Origin of the sequence: Rhizobium atlanticum (genome assembly GCF_030182485.1) — a bacterium.
In the GTDB taxonomy this organism is placed as follows: Bacteria; Pseudomonadota; Alphaproteobacteria; order Rhizobiales; family Rhizobiaceae; genus Rhizobium.
This window is the reverse complement of sequence record NZ_JAQJCJ010000012.1, coordinates 195,039-211,396: the sequence shown is the minus strand read 5'-3', so window position 1 is coordinate 211,396 and position 16,358 is coordinate 195,039. Positions and strand designations below refer to the sequence as shown.

Genomic DNA, 16,358 nt, shown 5'->3' with positions numbered 1-16,358 from the left:
CTTTAGCGCAATTCTCAATACGAGGTCTCTCTATGGCTGAGAAAAAGTTGAAAGTCCTCGCCGCCTCCTCCGGCGGCGGTCACTGGGAGCAGCTGATGGCCATGCGCGGCGCATTCGAAGGCTGCGATATCGTCTTTGCAACGACAATCCCGGGACTGCTCGCCAAATACGACATCAAGGATGGACTGGTGCTTCCCGATTGCAGCCGCGACTCGATCACAATGTCCATCCGCTGCTTTTTCAGCGCCTTCTCCATTGTCATCAAACACAGGCCGGACGTTGTCATTTCGACAGGTGCAGCACCTGGGCTTTTCTGCCTGCTTGCCGGCAAGTTGACGGGCAAGCGGACGATCTGGATCGATAGCGTCGCCAATGTGGAGAAACTGTCCCTCTCCGGAAAACTGGCTGGCCATATTGCGACTCTCTGGCTGACGCAATGGCAACATCTTTCGCGGCCGGATGGCCCACATTACGCAGGAGCTGTCCTTTGATCCTTGTCACCGTTGGAACGCAGCTGCCCTTTGATCGCCTCATCAAGGCTGTCGACAGTTTCGCACAGGGATTGACTAGGCCGGTTCTGGCGCAGATCGGCAAGGGCACCTACACGCCACAGAACATGAAATGGATCAAGAATATCGAGCCTGCGGACTTCGATAGGGTCTTCCGCGATGCGACTGTCATCGTCTCTCACGCGGGGATCGGCACCGTCCTCACGGCGAAACGTTTCGGCAAACCGATCATTCTCGTTCCACGGAAGGCGGCTCTTGGCGAGCACCGAAACGATCACCAGCTTGCCACGGTCAGCCAGCTTGTCGGCCGGCCAGGCATCTATGTCGCCCAGAATGACGACGAACTCAAAGACTATCTCCTCCAGGACCTGGAGAGCCCCTCTCATCAAGACGTGTCCGATGCCGGCCGGACGTCGCTGGTCAACTATTTGAAGGGTTATCTCGGAGCAGGTTGATCCCGTCGACAGGTGCAGACATCCTCAGGCGGGGGAGATTCATTCTCCGCAATCGTGGTCGGCTATGTGCCGGACGAGTTGGGGCACAATGATTTTAGAAGCGACTTCGGGTCGCGGATGTGCGCCGTCAGGAATTGCAGCGGCCAGATCGTCAGGGGTCAGACTCTCCCAAACGGGGCGGTGGTCGATAAACTCCAGGCCCCGTTTCCGTGCCTCCGCCTGATGAGCCGAGATATAGCTACCGACAAAAGGACGGATCAGCCCCCGCAGTCCTGAAAATGGATTCATCGCCATGAGAATGATCCGTGCCCGCGGCAGGCGTTGATGAAGCTGATCGAGAATATCGGCAATATTCTTTCGGCTTTGCGCCAGGGACACGAACCGATGCAATGTCGAGTCATTGGCGTAGAGCTCGATCAGAATAATATCCGGCTGCTCGGCAACGACCCGGTCCAGCTGGGTCAAAGCCCACTCCGACGTCTCGCCGCTCTTTGCGACGCTCTCGACTTTCACGGATCTCTGCAGGCAGGCAGAAAGCCTTGTTTGGAGGTCGGGCTGCCATCCCCCGCGCGCTGTCAGCGATGTTCCGAAAGCCACTATTTTCAGCGGTGGAAGGTTCTCGGCATCACTGTTTTCAGTCATCAAAACCATCACGAGGCAGGCTAAAAGCAGAACCAGACCCGATACCGGTCGCCTCTCGGTCGGCGCCGCTCGCCAAAGCCGCAAACATATCATGACAAAAACCATATCTCGGCAAGAGCTATACGTCACCCGGCAGGAGAACCTTGTGGAACGGCTGGCAGGCCCTTGAAGCCAAACTTGCAGCAGGCTTGAGACTCATCAAGCACAGATAGTCACGCCCGCTTCAGTGCGCAAATCAGCCTTACATCCAACCGGGGATAGCAGCTGCCTCGACACGCCGCAACGGTGCCGAGGAGCGCCAATCACTCCTCACGAAATACGTGCTGCATCTGATCGGTCAGCGGTTTTGTGAGATAAGAGATGACGGTGCGGTCGCCGATCTTGATAAAGACTTCGGCCGGCATGCCGGGATAGAGCTTTATCGATTTCAGCTTCGCGATACTTTGAGCCTCCGGCTTGACGCGCACAGGATAATAGCTGATCCCCGTCCGCTCATCCTTGACGATATCAGGCGCAATTGAGGTGATCACCGCCTGCACATCGGGCGTCGTGCGCTGATCAAAAGCGCTGAAACGCACATCGACGGATTGGCCGACATGGACCTGATCGATATCGCGGGTGGCGATTTTCGCCTGGACGGTAAGATCGTCGTTTTCCGGAACAACGAGCCCCAGCGTCTGACCCGCTTCGATAACGCCATTGACGGTGTGCACCGACAATTCGTGAACGCGGCCGCTGAGCGGCGCGGTGATGTCGAGACGGCGGAGTTGATCGAGCGCAGTGCCGCGGCGCTCCTCATTCTCGGCGATCTGAGCTTCGACATCGGTCAGGTCCTTTGCGATCTCCGAACGACGATCCTCATCCAGCTGAATCGACTGCCGGTCGATTTCGATCGCCTTGCCTTCGGCCTCCGCCTTTGCAGCGATTTCCTGACCGCTGTTACCCTGGAGATCGGCGCGGGCTCGCTTGAGCGTATTCAAACGCTGAAGCGTCACCAGACCCTTCTTGTAGAGAACATCGACGGCTTCGAGCTCCTGTTCGATCAAACCAAGGGAATCGCCGGTGGCGTTGATCTGAACGACCAAGCCTTTGATCTGCTCTCCCAATTGATCCTTGCGCGACGCCAGCTGACTCTTCATTCCAATCAGCGCTGACCTGCGGCTGTCGAACAACTTCCGCTCGCCGTCGAGCAGCTGCTGCGCCGCGGTGCTGGATGTCAGATCGCTGAGGTTTTCGTCGACTTCGAACGACTCGGCGCCGACCCGCTCCGCCTTGAGACGGGCGCGGCGCGCATAAAGCTGAGCAAGCGTGCTCTCGACAATCGACAGCTGTGCTCTTGTCGCCGTTCCATCAAGCCGTATCAAAACCTGTCCGGCCGACACATGCTCGTTTTCAGAGACCAGAAGTTCCGAGACGATACCGCCCGTCAGATGCTGGATCTTCTTGACGTCGCCGTCGACGACAACGACGCCTTCGCCGATGACGGCGCTCGAAAGTTCCGTCGTCGCCGCCCACCCGCCGATGCCGCAAACCAACGCAATGGACAGCGCGCCGACAACCGCCACATGGCGATTGAGGGAGCGTTTGGATTCACTAATAACTTTGCTCACGATCTTCCTTCCGGCCTATTCCGCCGCATTCCCGTCGACCACGACCTTAAGCTGAGCCACGCGCTCGGCAATTGGAGTGCGCGCTGCCTCGGTCCGGCTGACCCGCGCCAGAACTTCTTCCTTAGGACCGAATGCGATCATCCTGCCCTCCTGCATCATCAGCACGAAGTCGCACACTGCCAGAACGCCGGAACGATGCGCGATGACAACGACGATGCCGCCACGTGCACGCACGCTCATGATCGCAGCACTCAGCGCCCGCTCGCCTTCCTCATCGAGATTGGAATTCGGTTCATCGAGCACGACGAGGAATGGTTCGCCGTAAAGCGCTCTCGCAAGCGCGATACGCTGTCTCTGCCCGGCTGAAAGCGCAGCACCGCCCTCGCCGATTTCGGTCTCGTAACCGTTCGGCAGACGCAGAATGAGGTCGTGAACGCGCGCCGCCCTCGCTGCGGTAACCACCGCTTCCGGCGACATCTCTTTCGCGAAGCGGCAGATATTCTGCGCGACCGTGCCTGAGAAGAGCTCCACATCCTGTGGAAGATAACCGATATGCCGGCCAAGTGCGTCGCCATCCCATTGGTCGAGCGCCGCGCCATCCAGACGAATGGACCCTCTGACCGTCGGCCAGATGCCTATCATCGCCCGCGCCAGCGACGACTTGCCCGAGGCGCTGTAGCCGATGACCCCGAGCGCGCTCCCTGCTCTCAGGCCGAAGCTGATATCGGAGATGACCAACCGCTGGCCGGCCGGCGGTCCGCTGGCGACGCCTTCGACCGTCACCTGCTTGGAAGGTGCGGCCAGCGCGAGAGGGGCTGGAATCTCCGGAATTGTCTTCAGGAGGTTCGCAAGCCGCGCCCAGCTTTGCTGGGCGGAAACGAAACCGCGCCAATTTCCAATCGCCGCCTCTACAGGCGCCAGAGCGCGGGACGTCAGGATGGAACCGGCGATGATAATACCTGAAGAGGCTTGACCTTGAATGACTAGGATCGCGCCTGTTGCCAGCGTTCCCGATTGCAGGGCGATACGGAAAATCTTCGAGAGGGTCGCATAACCATTGCCGACATCCGATGACTGCCGGGTGATGTTCCGGTATTCGCCGTTTTTGCGATCCCAGATCTCAGCCATCGTGCCTGCCATGCCCATGGCATGAATGACCTCGGAGTTGCGGATCGAGCTCTGCGCAAATCCGTTGCGCATGTTGGCGGCTTCCGATTGCCGCTTGGAGAGCGTACGCGTGCCCTGGTTGGTCAGGAACGTCAGCATGGCGAGAACGAGCGATCCGCCGATGGCGATATATCCAATAGCCGGATGGAACAAGAAACAGATGACGAGATAGAAAGGGAGCCAGGGCAGATCGAACATTGCCGTCGGGCCCATGCCGGACAGGAACGTTCTTATCTGATCGAAATCCCGCAGGGGCTGAAGCCCGTCGCCGCCAATCTTGACCTTCAGCGGCGCTTTGATCAACGCCCGAAACACCCGCCCATTCACCATCTCGTCAAGCGCACCGGCAACGCGAACGAGCATTCTGCTCCTGAGAACTTCGAACGCGCCCTGGAAAGCATAAAGAGTCAACGCAAGTATTGCCAAGGCGGCCAGCGTCGGTATGCTTTTGCTTGGAATGACTCGATCATAAACCTCAAGCATAAAAAATGAACTTGTGAGGTAGAGGATGTTGATAAGTGCGCTTGCTATGCCAATAAAGATCAGGCCCCCTTTGCATTTCCGCAATGCTTTGGACGGTTCATTGACGTCAGCTGTCGAACTTTGAAACACGAAGCAATCCTCTCTTACCGCATCGCTAACCCGGCGAAGCCGCGGATACACATTGCAGTTGCGGGCTTATCAAGCCCAATCATTGACATGCTGCCTTCGGAGCCGGCACCGGTGCCGCCCCCGCTTGCAGCCTATAACTTAGCTCATGAGTGCCACTGAAAAATGACCGAAAATACAAATTTATCACGAACAATTTCAGAGGCTCTAACATTAACGCTACGATAATCATACCGGCCGAAGCAAGAGATAATCGCAATCCGCCCAATAACGGCTCAAAGCGGCGAACATGTGGCGCACTTATATCGATATTTACTAGGATGTTAACTATAAATGCAATCTATAGTTAACTTTTATGAGTGCCTGTGGAACATTTCCATAATCACCGCGTGACTTCAGCGTCCGCCGATAGCGACGACCTTCGCGACCCTTGAAAGTTGAAGCATTTCCGCCACGCGCGGGAAACGCTTCGGGATCCGCTGCAGTTTCAAGCCAGCATTTGTGAGACGTGACTGCCGTGGAATGCGTCGACGTTGATGGAGACGCTCAAGCTGTCGGTATCGATATGCGAAGCGCCATCGGAGATCTTGTATTGGAAGGTCTCGCTAACTTTTCCGCTCAAACCCGCGATTTTCGCAGCGTCGACCGTGTAGGTGTAATCGCCATCACTCTCAACATGGATGACGCCGTATTTTCCGGTCAGCGTCAGGCCATGCTTGTCAACTGCGCTATCACCGAAGCGGCGAAGCCATACGATCCCGTTGCTCGCGCTGTCGTTTTCCAGCAGATTGCCATGATAACCGCTGCCGGTATCGGCCGAAATCTTCAGGGTGTCATGCACTGCGACAATTTTGGGAATGACTGCATCTGTGGTGGGAGCAGGTGTTACCGTGGTCGTGGGCGGAGGCATCACTTCAGGCTCGGCGACAGCCGGCGAGGTGTTGTCGCCCGTGCCGCCTACAGCGCTGTCCAACTCTGCCTGCGCCTGCTCGAGGGTTTTGTTCTCTCCGATGGAGAACGTGTTTTGGGCGGCAATTGTCGCCGGCATCGTGAGCGTCGGTACATCGCTGTCGATGATATTGTTGTAGAAGGAGCCTGATGCCGGTTTGTCCACTTTCAATGCGGACGAGGAAAGTTCGTCGAAGACGTTGTCGTGGACAGTGATATTCTCGCGAATATAGCCAGGGTTGCCTACGGCGCTGACCAAAACGCCGTAGACGCCGTCATGCAGATAGTTTCCGCTGATGTCGTAGTTCTTCGCATCGCCTTGGTCACCGAGACCGATACCGTAAGACCAGCTATAGCCGCCATATCCTGAGATATCATTGTCGTGGATGGCGATATTCGTACCCGCCTGCGCGCTCAGTCCAAAGCCGCCACCGAGCAGAGTGTTGCCCTCGACCACGGCATTGGTCGCCCGGATCAGCACCAGAACACCCTTGGCGCTATTCGTGGCCGTCTGCTCAAGGTGGTTGTCCGCGACCAATATATTGCTGCTGTCGTTGAGCTGGATCGCGTCTGCGGCGCTGCCCAGACTGTTGGTGACGGTATTGTTGATGAGGGTGACGCCGTTGACCTTATCCATCCAGATCCCGTCGGAATGCACGCCGGTCAGCGTACAGTTCTCGATGGTGATGTTCTGGCTGCTCTGGAAGCTGACCGAACCAGGTTTACCGGACAGGCCGGTATTCGACACTTCGACATTGCGCACGATCCAGTTTGAAACATTGCCGGCATAGATCGCGTTGGCGCCGGTATCGGCGATCTTGATGTTCTCGATAATGATGTTCGAAGCCTTGGAGCCGTGGATCCCGTCATTGCTGCTGTGAATGACCGGCGCGTCACCGATGCCATAGCTGCCGATGGTGATCGGAGCGTTGGCAGTCCCGGAATATCTCAGATCGAATTGTTCGTTAAAGACGCTTCCGGCAGCAAGCAACACGCTGTCGCCGGGGTTCAGCTTCAAGGCTTCCACGGCGGATAACGTCGCGAATGCCGAACTCTCGCTGGTTCCGCTGTTATTGTTGGATCCTGTCGCCGAATTCACATAATAAACAGTCATGCGTGATCTCCCTCGATGTTAGGAGATCTTTTAATGGCGGACCTCTCTCCGCCTGCTAAAATGAAACACTAAAATGCATTCTATCTCGCGATATTCTTGAGAAAGTGATCATTAATATTTGCTGATGACAAACATTTGCTGCATTGCAAAACACTTCCCGAACAAAATGTGGTTGTATATTTAAACAAGACAACAACCACCGCGAACTCCCCTATCGGAGATAAAGGCCTTCGCAGGTAACAAAACGAAGGCTAATTTCACGCAGAACAACTACTCGCCGCCACCTAGCGCAAAAGCGCTTGTTTGCGTTGAGTACCCACAACAGGTAAGCATGAATAACAAAAGGCACAGATCAGATAGATGATCATAAGGGATTATAATTGGTGTTTCTACCTTTTTCATATTTCTGTCGTACGACACGGGCTTCACGACGGATAAATAAACTTCGCCTGAGAAGATATGAGCGTTATAACGGGCAACAACCATAATCAATTATTATTAACGCAAAATCTTCAACTATTTCATCCTCTTATGCACATTTTACGCGTGAAATTAATAAAGAACGCACCTATGAATGTTTAATTTTTGTTAAGCATATGCTTGACTATTTCTATTAAGCTATCCTTAATCGGGCCGCTCGTTGAAGTTCAAACATGACCAGCGAACAATATTTCAAGGAGAGACCCCGATGGCTATTCACGCAACAGACGATTCTGCGACATTCCTGGAAACCGACGTTATCTCAGGAAATCTGCTGACCAATGATACATCTGATGGCAATCTATTCTTGCGCGCTTTTGATCACCAGAGTGTAGGCGCCAAGCAACCCGGCCAGATTACCGAAATTCACGGCGATTATGGTACTTTCTACGTCAAGGCGGACGGCAGCTATACCTATGTGCTGAGTGATGCCGCGAAGATCGGCTTCATCAACGGCGAAACGCTTCAGGAGAAAGTCTCCTACAAGATTTCCGACGGGGCCGGCCACACCGATTTCGGCCTGTTCACCCTCAATATTCAGGGCGTCACGCAGGTTAAGCCGATCGCAGTGGACGATCATTACAGCTTCAACGAAGGCGATTCCATCGGCGGCAACGTTCTGGACAATGATATTGCCGGCGACAATGGTCACCTCTTCCTCCGCCAATTTGACGGTACGAACGTCAACGCCGAGAGCGGCGCCGTAACCGATGTACTCGGTACTTATGGCACCTTTCATGTCCAGGCGAACGGCGAATTCAGCTATGAGCTGACGTCCGATATCGCCCCGGGCGACCATGTCACCGAAACCGTTCAATACTACAAGATTTCCGACGGCGAAGGTCACACCGATGTCGGCATTCTGACGCTCAACATTACGGGCACGGATGTCGTCTCCGGCCCCATCGTCTGATCGACGACAAGCATCGCACCCCGTTTCCTATGCAAACGGGGTGCCAATAAAAGGCCCGTCACACAATCGGCGGGCCTTGTCACATGGGGAGAGCGCAAGATAGCGCATCGGTGCGAAAATCGGAGTTCGGAAAGCACGATGGTAGATTCATGGTGTCAGGGCGTCCGTGCGAAAGGACGCACGGCGCTCCAAGGAAGAGCTCCACCCCTAATCACTTGCTGCAGCGTTGCCGGAAACGCGCTGTCGCTCCGTCTCCTGCCTTCTCCCAGTTTCTGTCGAAGATCGGGCGGAGTTGCGGGCTGATTTGCTTCATGACGGCTTTGACCCTGCAACGATCCCCAAGCTTCAGCATGGTCATGAGATCGCTGTCGAGCGCGTGGCCCGCCGCCAGGAGCGTTGTATCGGTAAAACCGTTCCAGAAATAAAACCGCGTCAGAATCATCGACTCATCGTAGGGCGCCAGAGCGACCGAACGCTTCATCATGCCAGCGCTCGACAGCGGCTCTTCCGCAATCTTCGACTCGACCGCCGCAAGACGCAGCCAGAAATTACTGTTCGTCGGCATGCATGATAATGCATGTTGCAGATAATGACGTGCACTGGCGGCCGCGGCAACCCAGGCGTCGTAATCGATATTGACGTTCTGTCGATCGAGCTGCGTCAGAACGAGCGTCAGGCCGGCGGCAACAATGTCAGATCGGCAATAGTGTCCGTCGATTCGTTCAATAGCGCGCGCCGCGTATCTGGCCGCGACATTGTTCCCGACAGTTTCGCCGCGTTCTATCCTCTCGGCGACAATCGAAATGCTGGCCGTCCTGATCGAAGCATAGAGCTCGCGGCTGGCCAGCGCCGTAAAGGCCACGGCGACGATGAAGAAAACGATTCTCGTGCGCGAAACGTGCCGAATGCCGAACATCAGCTTTCGGTATAGTATCGGGAATAGCGCTTGTAATAATATTCGCTCGAACCAAATGTCCGGTAGAGCTTCATCTGGGCCGGATCGACCTTGGTTAGTATGGCTCCGACGCACTTCGTATAGAGATCCGGCTCGGACAACAATGTCGATTGGACCACCTTCCGCGAAGTCTTGCCCCACTCGATCACGAACACGACCGCATCGAGCTTCGGGTTAATGGCGCGTGCATCCACCACCGGAGCCAGAGGAGGCAAGTCGACGATAATGTAATCGAAACTTTGACGCGCAATCTCGAGAAGCTGATCCATACCGCGCGACGCGAGCAGCTCCGACGAATGCGGAACGCGATAGCGTGCCACCGTCGGGAGGAATGCGAGCTTTGTCTTGGGGTCGAGGAGAATGAGATCCTTCAGCGGGCGATTGTCGACGATTGCTTCAAGCAAGCCGGCTTCCGCGTGGCGGCCGATCGCCCGCGTCGCTCCGGGATTGCGCATATCGCCGTCGATAAGCAGGCACCGTGCCCCTTGCATGGCCAAGAGCTTGGCAAAATTGATTGCCGTCGTCGACTTGCCTTCACCGGGCAAGCTCGACACCACACCGATGACTTTGCAGCGCTGGTCGGAGGCACTGATATCGATCGCGATTTTCGCGCTTCGAAGCGTCTCCGCGAATGCCGACAGGGGATGCTCCTCGACATAAGTCGTGGTCTTGCCGCCCCTGGCGATGCTTCGCGGGTTCCCGGGATCGACCAGCGTCGGATCATCGACATTGTTCTCGATCAGCGGCATGACGCCAAGGGATTCGACATCGAGCATATCCCTGACATCGTCACCGGTGCGGAAGAAGCGATCGCGGAATTCACGGAAAGCTCCGATGCCGCTACCGAACGCGCATCCCAGGAACATGGCGAAAGCGATAACGAGGCTTCTTTTCGGCGCACTCGGCTTCGTTGGCGTCTCCGCAGTCGTGATGATACGTGCGGCGGTAATTGGGAAGCTCTGCTGCTGGATCGCCTCTTGATAGCGCGCCAAGAAGCTCTGATAGAGGTTCTTATAAGTATCCCGTGTCCGCTCGAGCTCGCGGAGCTGAACCTGCGTCTCGCCCGCCGTTGCGGCCACACCCGTTGCCTTATCAACGCTGTCACGCAGCGATTTTTCGCGGGACTGCGCAACCGTGAGCTCGCTCTGATAGCTCTCGGCGATGCGATTCAGCTCGTCGAACATGAGCCGTTCGTATTCGGCCATCTCGGCGCGCAGCCGGACGGCCTGGACGTGGTCGGGACCAAGCCGCGCCTCGATTTCGGCCTCGAGCTTCGAAGCTTCGAGATATTTCTTGCGGAGGTCGTTTGAAATCGAGCTGTCGAGCACGTCGGTCACGATCGCATCGGTCTGCTTGGCTTCGATGATCGACTTGATGCGGGTATATTTCGCTTCGGCCTGAGCGGTTTCGGCCTGAGCCTTGATCAACTGGCTGTTCAGCTCGGAAAGCTGCTGCTCGCTGAGCAAGTTGCCCTGCCCCGCCTCGACGAGCCCATGCTCACTTCGGAACTTCTGCACTGCAAGGTCGGTGTCCAACGCCTGCTGCCGGAGTTCTTCGATACGCTCCTGCAGCCACTCGCCGGCCCGCCTAGTCGCGTCATATTTCGAATTGAGCTTATCGACCAGATAAACATCGGCAATGGCGGCGGCGATTACTCGGGCCAGATCCGGAGACTGCGAGGTGTAGGTGACGTCGAGAACGTAGGATTTGCCGACACGCTCGACATCGATATTTCCGGCGACGGTTTCCGCGGCCCATCGCCGCTTCATCTCCAGATCGGGAGCGATGGCCGCGTCGTCGGCAAACCAGGAGCGAAAATTCAGCAGAGATTTCAGCGTCCCGACAGAAAAGAGTGAGTTCTTCTGTGCGTTGAACACCGGATCGTCGACAAGTTTCAGCTTGTCGACGACGGCATAGGCGATCGTATCGGACTTCAACAGCTCGACCTGGCTGAGGACCGTACCCTCGTCATCGTCCAACTGGCCAAAAGCCGCCAGCTGGTTAATCATCTGATTGTCGCTGCGGTCGATCAGCACTTTGGTCTCGGCTGTATAGACCGGCACCGCCGTCAGGACATAGACGACACCGAGAATGCCAAAGGCGAAAGCGCATACCGCTACGATCCGCCACTGGCGACGGACGATTGCGATAAGCTTGTCGAAATCGATGAAATCAGCTTCGTTTCCCGTATCGCGGGAAGGGTCGATACGCGGCGTAAGTTTATCTGGCGACAGCAATTTCGATCTCCAACAATGGCGTCAAGCGCTAAGATCTACAGGCAATTCCAGCTATTGTGTGACGGGGATGCTCTGACTGGCCGACTCCGTCGTATCAGAGGACGACTGCCCCGCTCCTCCCGCGCTGACGACTATTGTCGTCGAGGTCGTCGAACTCGTGGACGAGCTTTCCTCATCGTTCGTATCCGAAACCCTCAGCGTGCCGGCAGTCGTGGTGGTGCCGTCAAACGGCGTACCGTCATCCGACCCGGGACCCGTCTGCCCGATCGAACCGGTGTTGCCAATACCGGATGCTGCGGCTGGCGCACCTGTGCCCGGACCGAGCGCCGCCGTCCCGCCTTCAGCCAGAACCTTTGCAAAGGCTGTCAGCAGCGGCGCAAGATTGGGATCGGCGCTGGCCGCCTCGGCAACAGCTTTTTCGATCGCCAGTTTGAACTGCGGATCCGAGACTTGGCAACTGTTTGCGGCTCGCCCGAGACCGGATCCGATCGCCGCCATCTGTGCGGCATTAGCCTTCTTGGCCTGCTCGAGTACCGGCAATAGGGCGTCGTTGCTGCTCCCTACCAGCGCTCGGACACGCGATGACAGAACCAGGGGATCGGACATGTCGAGCAGAACGGCAGGATTGGCGGTAAATCCGCCGACGTCTGCGGGTGTGAGATTTGCAGGACCCAGGCAAGCAGCCGCAAAGGCGCTCGAAGTCATGCCGACAAAAATCCCCGCGGCAATTCCGCTATATGCAAGTTTACGATAAACACTAAACCTTGCCATAAAAGTGGCTTCCTTCATCAAATCCGCTATCGCAAACAGACCACCAGCACCGATCGTTTACGATCGGCGCCGGCTACTCCCCACTTAGTTTCCGAGGTCTTGGACCGCATTACGGGTATCGCGTGCGTCGTCCGTGACGCCGGCAACAGTGGACGATACCGAGTTTACGATGTCAAGGAACTTGACCAGTTCGATAGAGTCCGAATTGGAAATATAGATAATATCCTTGTCTTCCATCTTGAATTGCTGAGCGGCAAACAGGGTTGCCGGATCACGAAGATTGGCGCGGATAATCACCGGAACCGTCTCGCCGGCAAACCGCGTCGTATCTACATGCATCGCTGCCAGCGTCTTCTTCGGGACAAGGCGATAGAGCAGGACCTGGGCTGGATCCGCACGGTCGTCACGCAGACCGCCCGCCTTGGCGATGGCCTCTCCGAGGGTCAGGTCCGACTCCTCGAAATCGAACCGGCCGCTCACGCCGGCGGCGCCGAGCGCCAGGAACGTGCGGCGCTCGTGATCGACGGAGATCGTGTCATCCGGCGCCACATAGATATTCTCCGCCGGGTTTTTCAGCAGCGTATTGTAGGCGACCGTCGCCGTTCTGCCGCGTCGCTGCAGCGTCACATTCGTTTCGATGTTATTCGTCGTCAAACCACCCGCGGCGGAAATGACGTCGAGAATGCGCTCACCGGCAGGGCTGATCTGAACGCGCTGAGGATTGTTGACGTCACCCAGCACGGCTACCTGACTGGAGCGGTTGGTCGTCGTTGTGATAACAACCTGCGGCTCGATTGCGCGGCTAGCCAGACGATCTTCGACGTCCTGCTCTACAGTCTCCTTCAGGCGACCGGCAGCCGGAACGCGACCCGCATAGGGGATCGTGATCGTTCCGTTTCTATCGATGGTCTGCTCTGGCAGAGAGATATAATTGCCAGGCCGGCTACCGGCGTCGGACGGAATGAAGAGACCACCGGACTGGGCTTCGAAAATCGCAACCTGAACGACGTCGCCATAACCAAGGGGGATTTCGGGCGCGCCACCGCGCCCACCGCCAAAACCCTTGAACGAGGTCGGCTGCGGAGTCGTGAAATAGGCCAAGACGTTCTTGCTGAGATCAACCAGGGCGTAGTCGATACCGACCCGACGCTCCTTCGTCGTTACCTTTACCGCGGCGTTTCGATCAACATCCTTGTGATCGGGGCCGGACCTTGGCAAGGACGTGCAGCTTGCCAATATACTCGTTAGCGCTACAACAATGGCGACGCGTGTACTACCAACAGGAAAACAACCCATAGACTAACCCGTGTTGACGCCCTTGAAGCTACTGCTCCGCAATCGGACAAATTACAAGACAATCCCTGATCAATAATTACCGAATGCCGTTTATCATTCTCTAACTGTGGCAGCCCGGCAACGCCGCGCCCTTCAGCAAACATACGGCCTCAGCCCGGCTCTCTGACGCCGGCAATAATCTAAAGGCTGGGTCCGCTATAAAATTTCTTAGGTTTAAGAGTCAACCCGCAGCCCTGAATCAATCCGGCATCTTCGAAAAACCTTCATAAATTCCATTCATTTAAGCCATTGCGCATGCACGGGTCACCCATATTGGCGATCCGTCTCGCGGTGACTGCGGCCGAGGCTGACTGCAACAACGGCGCTCAGGAATGCGGAAAAAAATACTGCGAAACCGGGGATTTGCAGCGAGAAATCGACCGCAGCATGAAGAGCGACCAGAACCGTCGCCGCTATGCCGAGCAGAACATAATGTCGCAGGCGCCGCCTCTCGGAGAGCCCGCGCCAGAAAACCCTCGCGAGCACTGCGAAAGCAAGAAACGTCGCAACTGGAAACGCTACCCCCAAGCCCAGAAATCCTTCGAGGTAGAAATTATGTGCACGGTCAAAAATCCCGAAGATGCCGCAGGCCGGATCACGATAGGCCGAAAAAACGGTGCGAAAGGTCCCGAGGCCCGTTCCGGTTAACCAGTGATCCGAAATGGCGCGCCATATGCCGGGCAGAATACAGAAACGATCATCATCCTCGAGCCGCCGTTCCTGCGCGCGTAAGATCGCTTGCCCTGCAAATATGCTTAGCAAGAGGACGACGAAAATCACTGCCGCGAGAAGCTTTAACACCGAATGCCATTTCGGTGCCGGTATTAAATATCGCCTTGAGCTGTTCCAATTGAGGACCAGCCAGGGAAAATAGAGGAGCGCGGCAACAAAAGTCGCGAATATTCCGGCGCGTGAGCGGCTCAGCATCAACGCGGTGAAACATGCGCATAAGAGCAGAATATAGATCCACGTTCTCAAGAGCAGAAGGTTTCGTCCTGGTTCGCCGGGCGGGTGGGTTGAATAGGAACGGGTAATGTCCCTGACCAGCGTCAGCATGAGCAACGTTCCCAGCCCGAGGAAAGTGGCGGCGGTATTGCGGTTGACGAAGACGGCCGTCAGGCTGTCGAGGTAGGCGTGTTTATCTATGACGATCAGGATGTGGGGAAACATCGAAAATTGCAGCAACCCGAAAGCGGCGATGCCGCCCGCCGCGAGCCCCAGGCTGGCCAGCACCTTCCGCGCTCGTTGATCGGTATCGCACAAGATAAGTCCGGTCAGAAACGTCACCAAAGGCAGGGCCACCCAGAGTAACGAGGCAAGCGTGTCGGCCGGTTCGACGGAGATCGCCGCATATTGGACGCCCGCCAGATCGCGCGCAGCGCTCCAGGCAGGGTTTGCCAGCAAATTGGCCGGCAGCTCGATCGTTTGGATAAATGTCCAGCTCGTCAGCACGACGAGCAAAAGCAAGGCGATCTTGAACACCCACCTGCTTTGTCTTGGCTCCGCAAACAGCAATACCGAAACGATGGCAAGAGCAAACATTCCGATTGCGGCGAAGGCGAAGGGCAAAGGTGTGACACTTCCAAAAGGAATGAGCGTCAATATCACCAGGCCAATGAAGGCAACGAGAATCGCTTCCCGCAAGACCTGCCTGTTGATGAGGTTGGATAACATTTGACTTCACTCACCAGCACCCAAAACGAGGCAATCACAACCAGTACGGTTAATATACTCGTACTAACATAAGTTGCAGATCAAGCGCTTGCGTGTTAAAGTGCAACAGAATTCCACATCGTTAAAATTGTCGCGAATGGCTTAAGCCAATCGAGACAGGACCCCGCTTATGCTCCTTCAAGCAGCAGAAACGGGATAGACGTTCTGTGCCCAATACTTGGCAGATCACTAAATCGCCATGCCATTGACTGAGCCAAAAGGCAAGCCTGATCTCAATCGCTTGCCCTGACGGGGATTAAGAGATGAAGAAAACCTTCGTTACACTTCTGGCACTGGCTTTTACAGCGGGGAATGCCTGCTCTGCATTCGCGGCCGGCCCCGCAGGTTTCGCCCGCGGCCTGACCAACGAGTCGGAGGTCAGCTATATCTCCGAAAAGGGAAAGATCGTTCCGCCCTTCGCCCAGGTGCTGTTCTGCGCCCAGAACCCTGCCGAATGCCGCGACAATAACGGACTGTCGGTCATCGCACTGACGGACAAAGAAATGCTGCAGCTGAAGAATGTGAACAACACCGTCAATCGTACCATGATCGGCCGCAACGATTCCCGCAACGAGCTGAACGGCGATGTCTGGAAGGTGAATGTGCGCAGCGGCGACTGCGAAGATTTTGCGTTGACCAAGCGCAGCCGCCTGATAGCGATGGGCTGGTCATCGCGCGCCTTGCGGATCGCAACAGCCTATACACCCTCCGGCGAAGGGCACGCCGTCCTCGTGGTCAGAACCGACAAGGGCGACCTGGTGCTCGACAACAGGCAAAGCAGCATCAAGAACTGGCGCGATACAGATCTGCGCTGGGACAAGATCCAATCGGGAACGGACCCCTACGTCTGGTACCGGCTGTAGCCGCCGAGGCAGCCGATAGAGCAATTCGTCTCATTCC

The 16,358-nt window shown here is 56.3% G+C and carries 13 protein-coding genes; 4 read left to right on the top strand and 9 right to left on the bottom strand.

The features are described from left to right. Nucleotides 1-32: 32 nt before the first annotated feature. Nucleotides 33-491 carry a glucuronosyltransferase gene (locus tag PH551_RS18950; RefSeq protein WP_085779115.1) on the top strand — a complete coding sequence of 153 codons (459 nt, stop codon included), beginning with the start codon at nucleotides 33-35 and terminating at the stop codon, nucleotides 489-491. After that, nucleotides 488-964: a glycosyltransferase gene (locus PH551_RS18945; RefSeq protein WP_085779116.1), complete on the top strand. Its 477-nt coding sequence runs from the start codon at nucleotides 488-490 to the stop codon at nucleotides 962-964. Before PH551_RS18950 ends, PH551_RS18945 begins: the two co-directional genes overlap by 4 nt. A 39-nt stretch (nucleotides 965-1,003) precedes the next feature. Here PH551_RS18945 and PH551_RS18940 read toward each other — a convergent pair whose 3' ends face one another. The 4 genes from PH551_RS18940 to PH551_RS18925 form a co-directional block, all read right to left on the bottom strand. Next, complete coding sequence (locus PH551_RS18940) at nucleotides 1,004-1,699, bottom strand: SGNH/GDSL hydrolase family protein (protein WP_285194377.1); 696 nt, start codon at nucleotides 1,697-1,699, stop codon at nucleotides 1,004-1,006. Nucleotides 1,700-1,908: 209 nt separating this feature from the next. Beyond that, entirely contained in the window at nucleotides 1,909-3,216 is a 1,308-nt protein-coding gene (locus tag PH551_RS18935; protein WP_085779117.1) for an HlyD family type I secretion periplasmic adaptor subunit, read from the bottom strand. A gap of 15 nt (nucleotides 3,217-3,231) precedes the next feature. Further along, nucleotides 3,232-4,995 (bottom strand): type I secretion system permease/ATPase, encoded by a 1,764-nt coding sequence (locus PH551_RS18930; RefSeq protein WP_285194358.1) that lies wholly within the window; start codon nucleotides 4,993-4,995, stop codon nucleotides 3,232-3,234. Between the two features lie 484 nt (nucleotides 4,996-5,479). Then, the gene (locus tag PH551_RS18925) at nucleotides 5,480-7,054 is read right to left on the bottom strand and encodes a right-handed parallel beta-helix repeat-containing protein (protein WP_285194357.1); all 1,575 of its coding nucleotides are present in this window, start codon (nucleotides 7,052-7,054) and stop codon (nucleotides 5,480-5,482) included. 688 nt (nucleotides 7,055-7,742) lie between these two features. Between PH551_RS18925 and rapA2 the strand changes: the two genes are divergently transcribed. After that, entirely contained in the window at nucleotides 7,743-8,447 is a 705-nt protein-coding gene (gene rapA2, locus PH551_RS18920; protein WP_285194356.1) for a calcium-binding lectin RapA2, read from the top strand. Between the two features lie 211 nt (nucleotides 8,448-8,658). Here the strand turns inward: rapA2 and PH551_RS18915 are convergent, their stop codons facing one another. The 5 genes from PH551_RS18915 to PH551_RS18895 all read right to left on the bottom strand — a co-directional run bounded on the left by PH551_RS18915 (nucleotide 8,659) and on the right by PH551_RS18895 (nucleotide 15,419). Beyond that, complete coding sequence (locus tag PH551_RS18915) at nucleotides 8,659-9,363, bottom strand: hypothetical protein (RefSeq protein ID WP_285194355.1); 705 nt, start codon at nucleotides 9,361-9,363, stop codon at nucleotides 8,659-8,661. Then, nucleotides 9,363-11,639: a polysaccharide biosynthesis tyrosine autokinase gene (locus tag PH551_RS18910; RefSeq protein ID WP_285194354.1), complete on the bottom strand. Its 2,277-nt coding sequence runs from the start codon at nucleotides 11,637-11,639 to the stop codon at nucleotides 9,363-9,365. Before PH551_RS18910 ends, PH551_RS18915 begins: the two co-directional genes overlap by 1 nt. A 51-nt stretch (nucleotides 11,640-11,690) precedes the next feature. Then, nucleotides 11,691-12,410 carry a sugar transporter gene (locus PH551_RS18905; protein ID WP_285194353.1) on the bottom strand — a complete coding sequence of 240 codons (720 nt, stop codon included), beginning with the start codon at nucleotides 12,408-12,410 and terminating at the stop codon, nucleotides 11,691-11,693. A gap of 84 nt (nucleotides 12,411-12,494) precedes the next feature. After that, nucleotides 12,495-13,706, bottom strand: coding sequence for a polysaccharide biosynthesis/export family protein (locus tag PH551_RS18900; protein WP_183699205.1), 1,212 nt, complete (start codon nucleotides 13,704-13,706; stop codon nucleotides 12,495-12,497). A gap of 303 nt (nucleotides 13,707-14,009) precedes the next feature. Then, nucleotides 14,010-15,419, bottom strand: coding sequence for an O-antigen ligase family protein (locus PH551_RS18895; protein WP_285194351.1), 1,410 nt, complete (start codon nucleotides 15,417-15,419; stop codon nucleotides 14,010-14,012). Between the two features lie 302 nt (nucleotides 15,420-15,721). On the opposite strand from PH551_RS18895, the gene PH551_RS18890 reads away from it, so the two are divergent. Beyond that, the gene (locus PH551_RS18890) at nucleotides 15,722-16,321 is read left to right on the top strand and encodes a transglutaminase-like cysteine peptidase (protein WP_285194350.1); all 600 of its coding nucleotides are present in this window, start codon (nucleotides 15,722-15,724) and stop codon (nucleotides 16,319-16,321) included. Nucleotides 16,322-16,358: the final 37 nt, after the last annotated feature.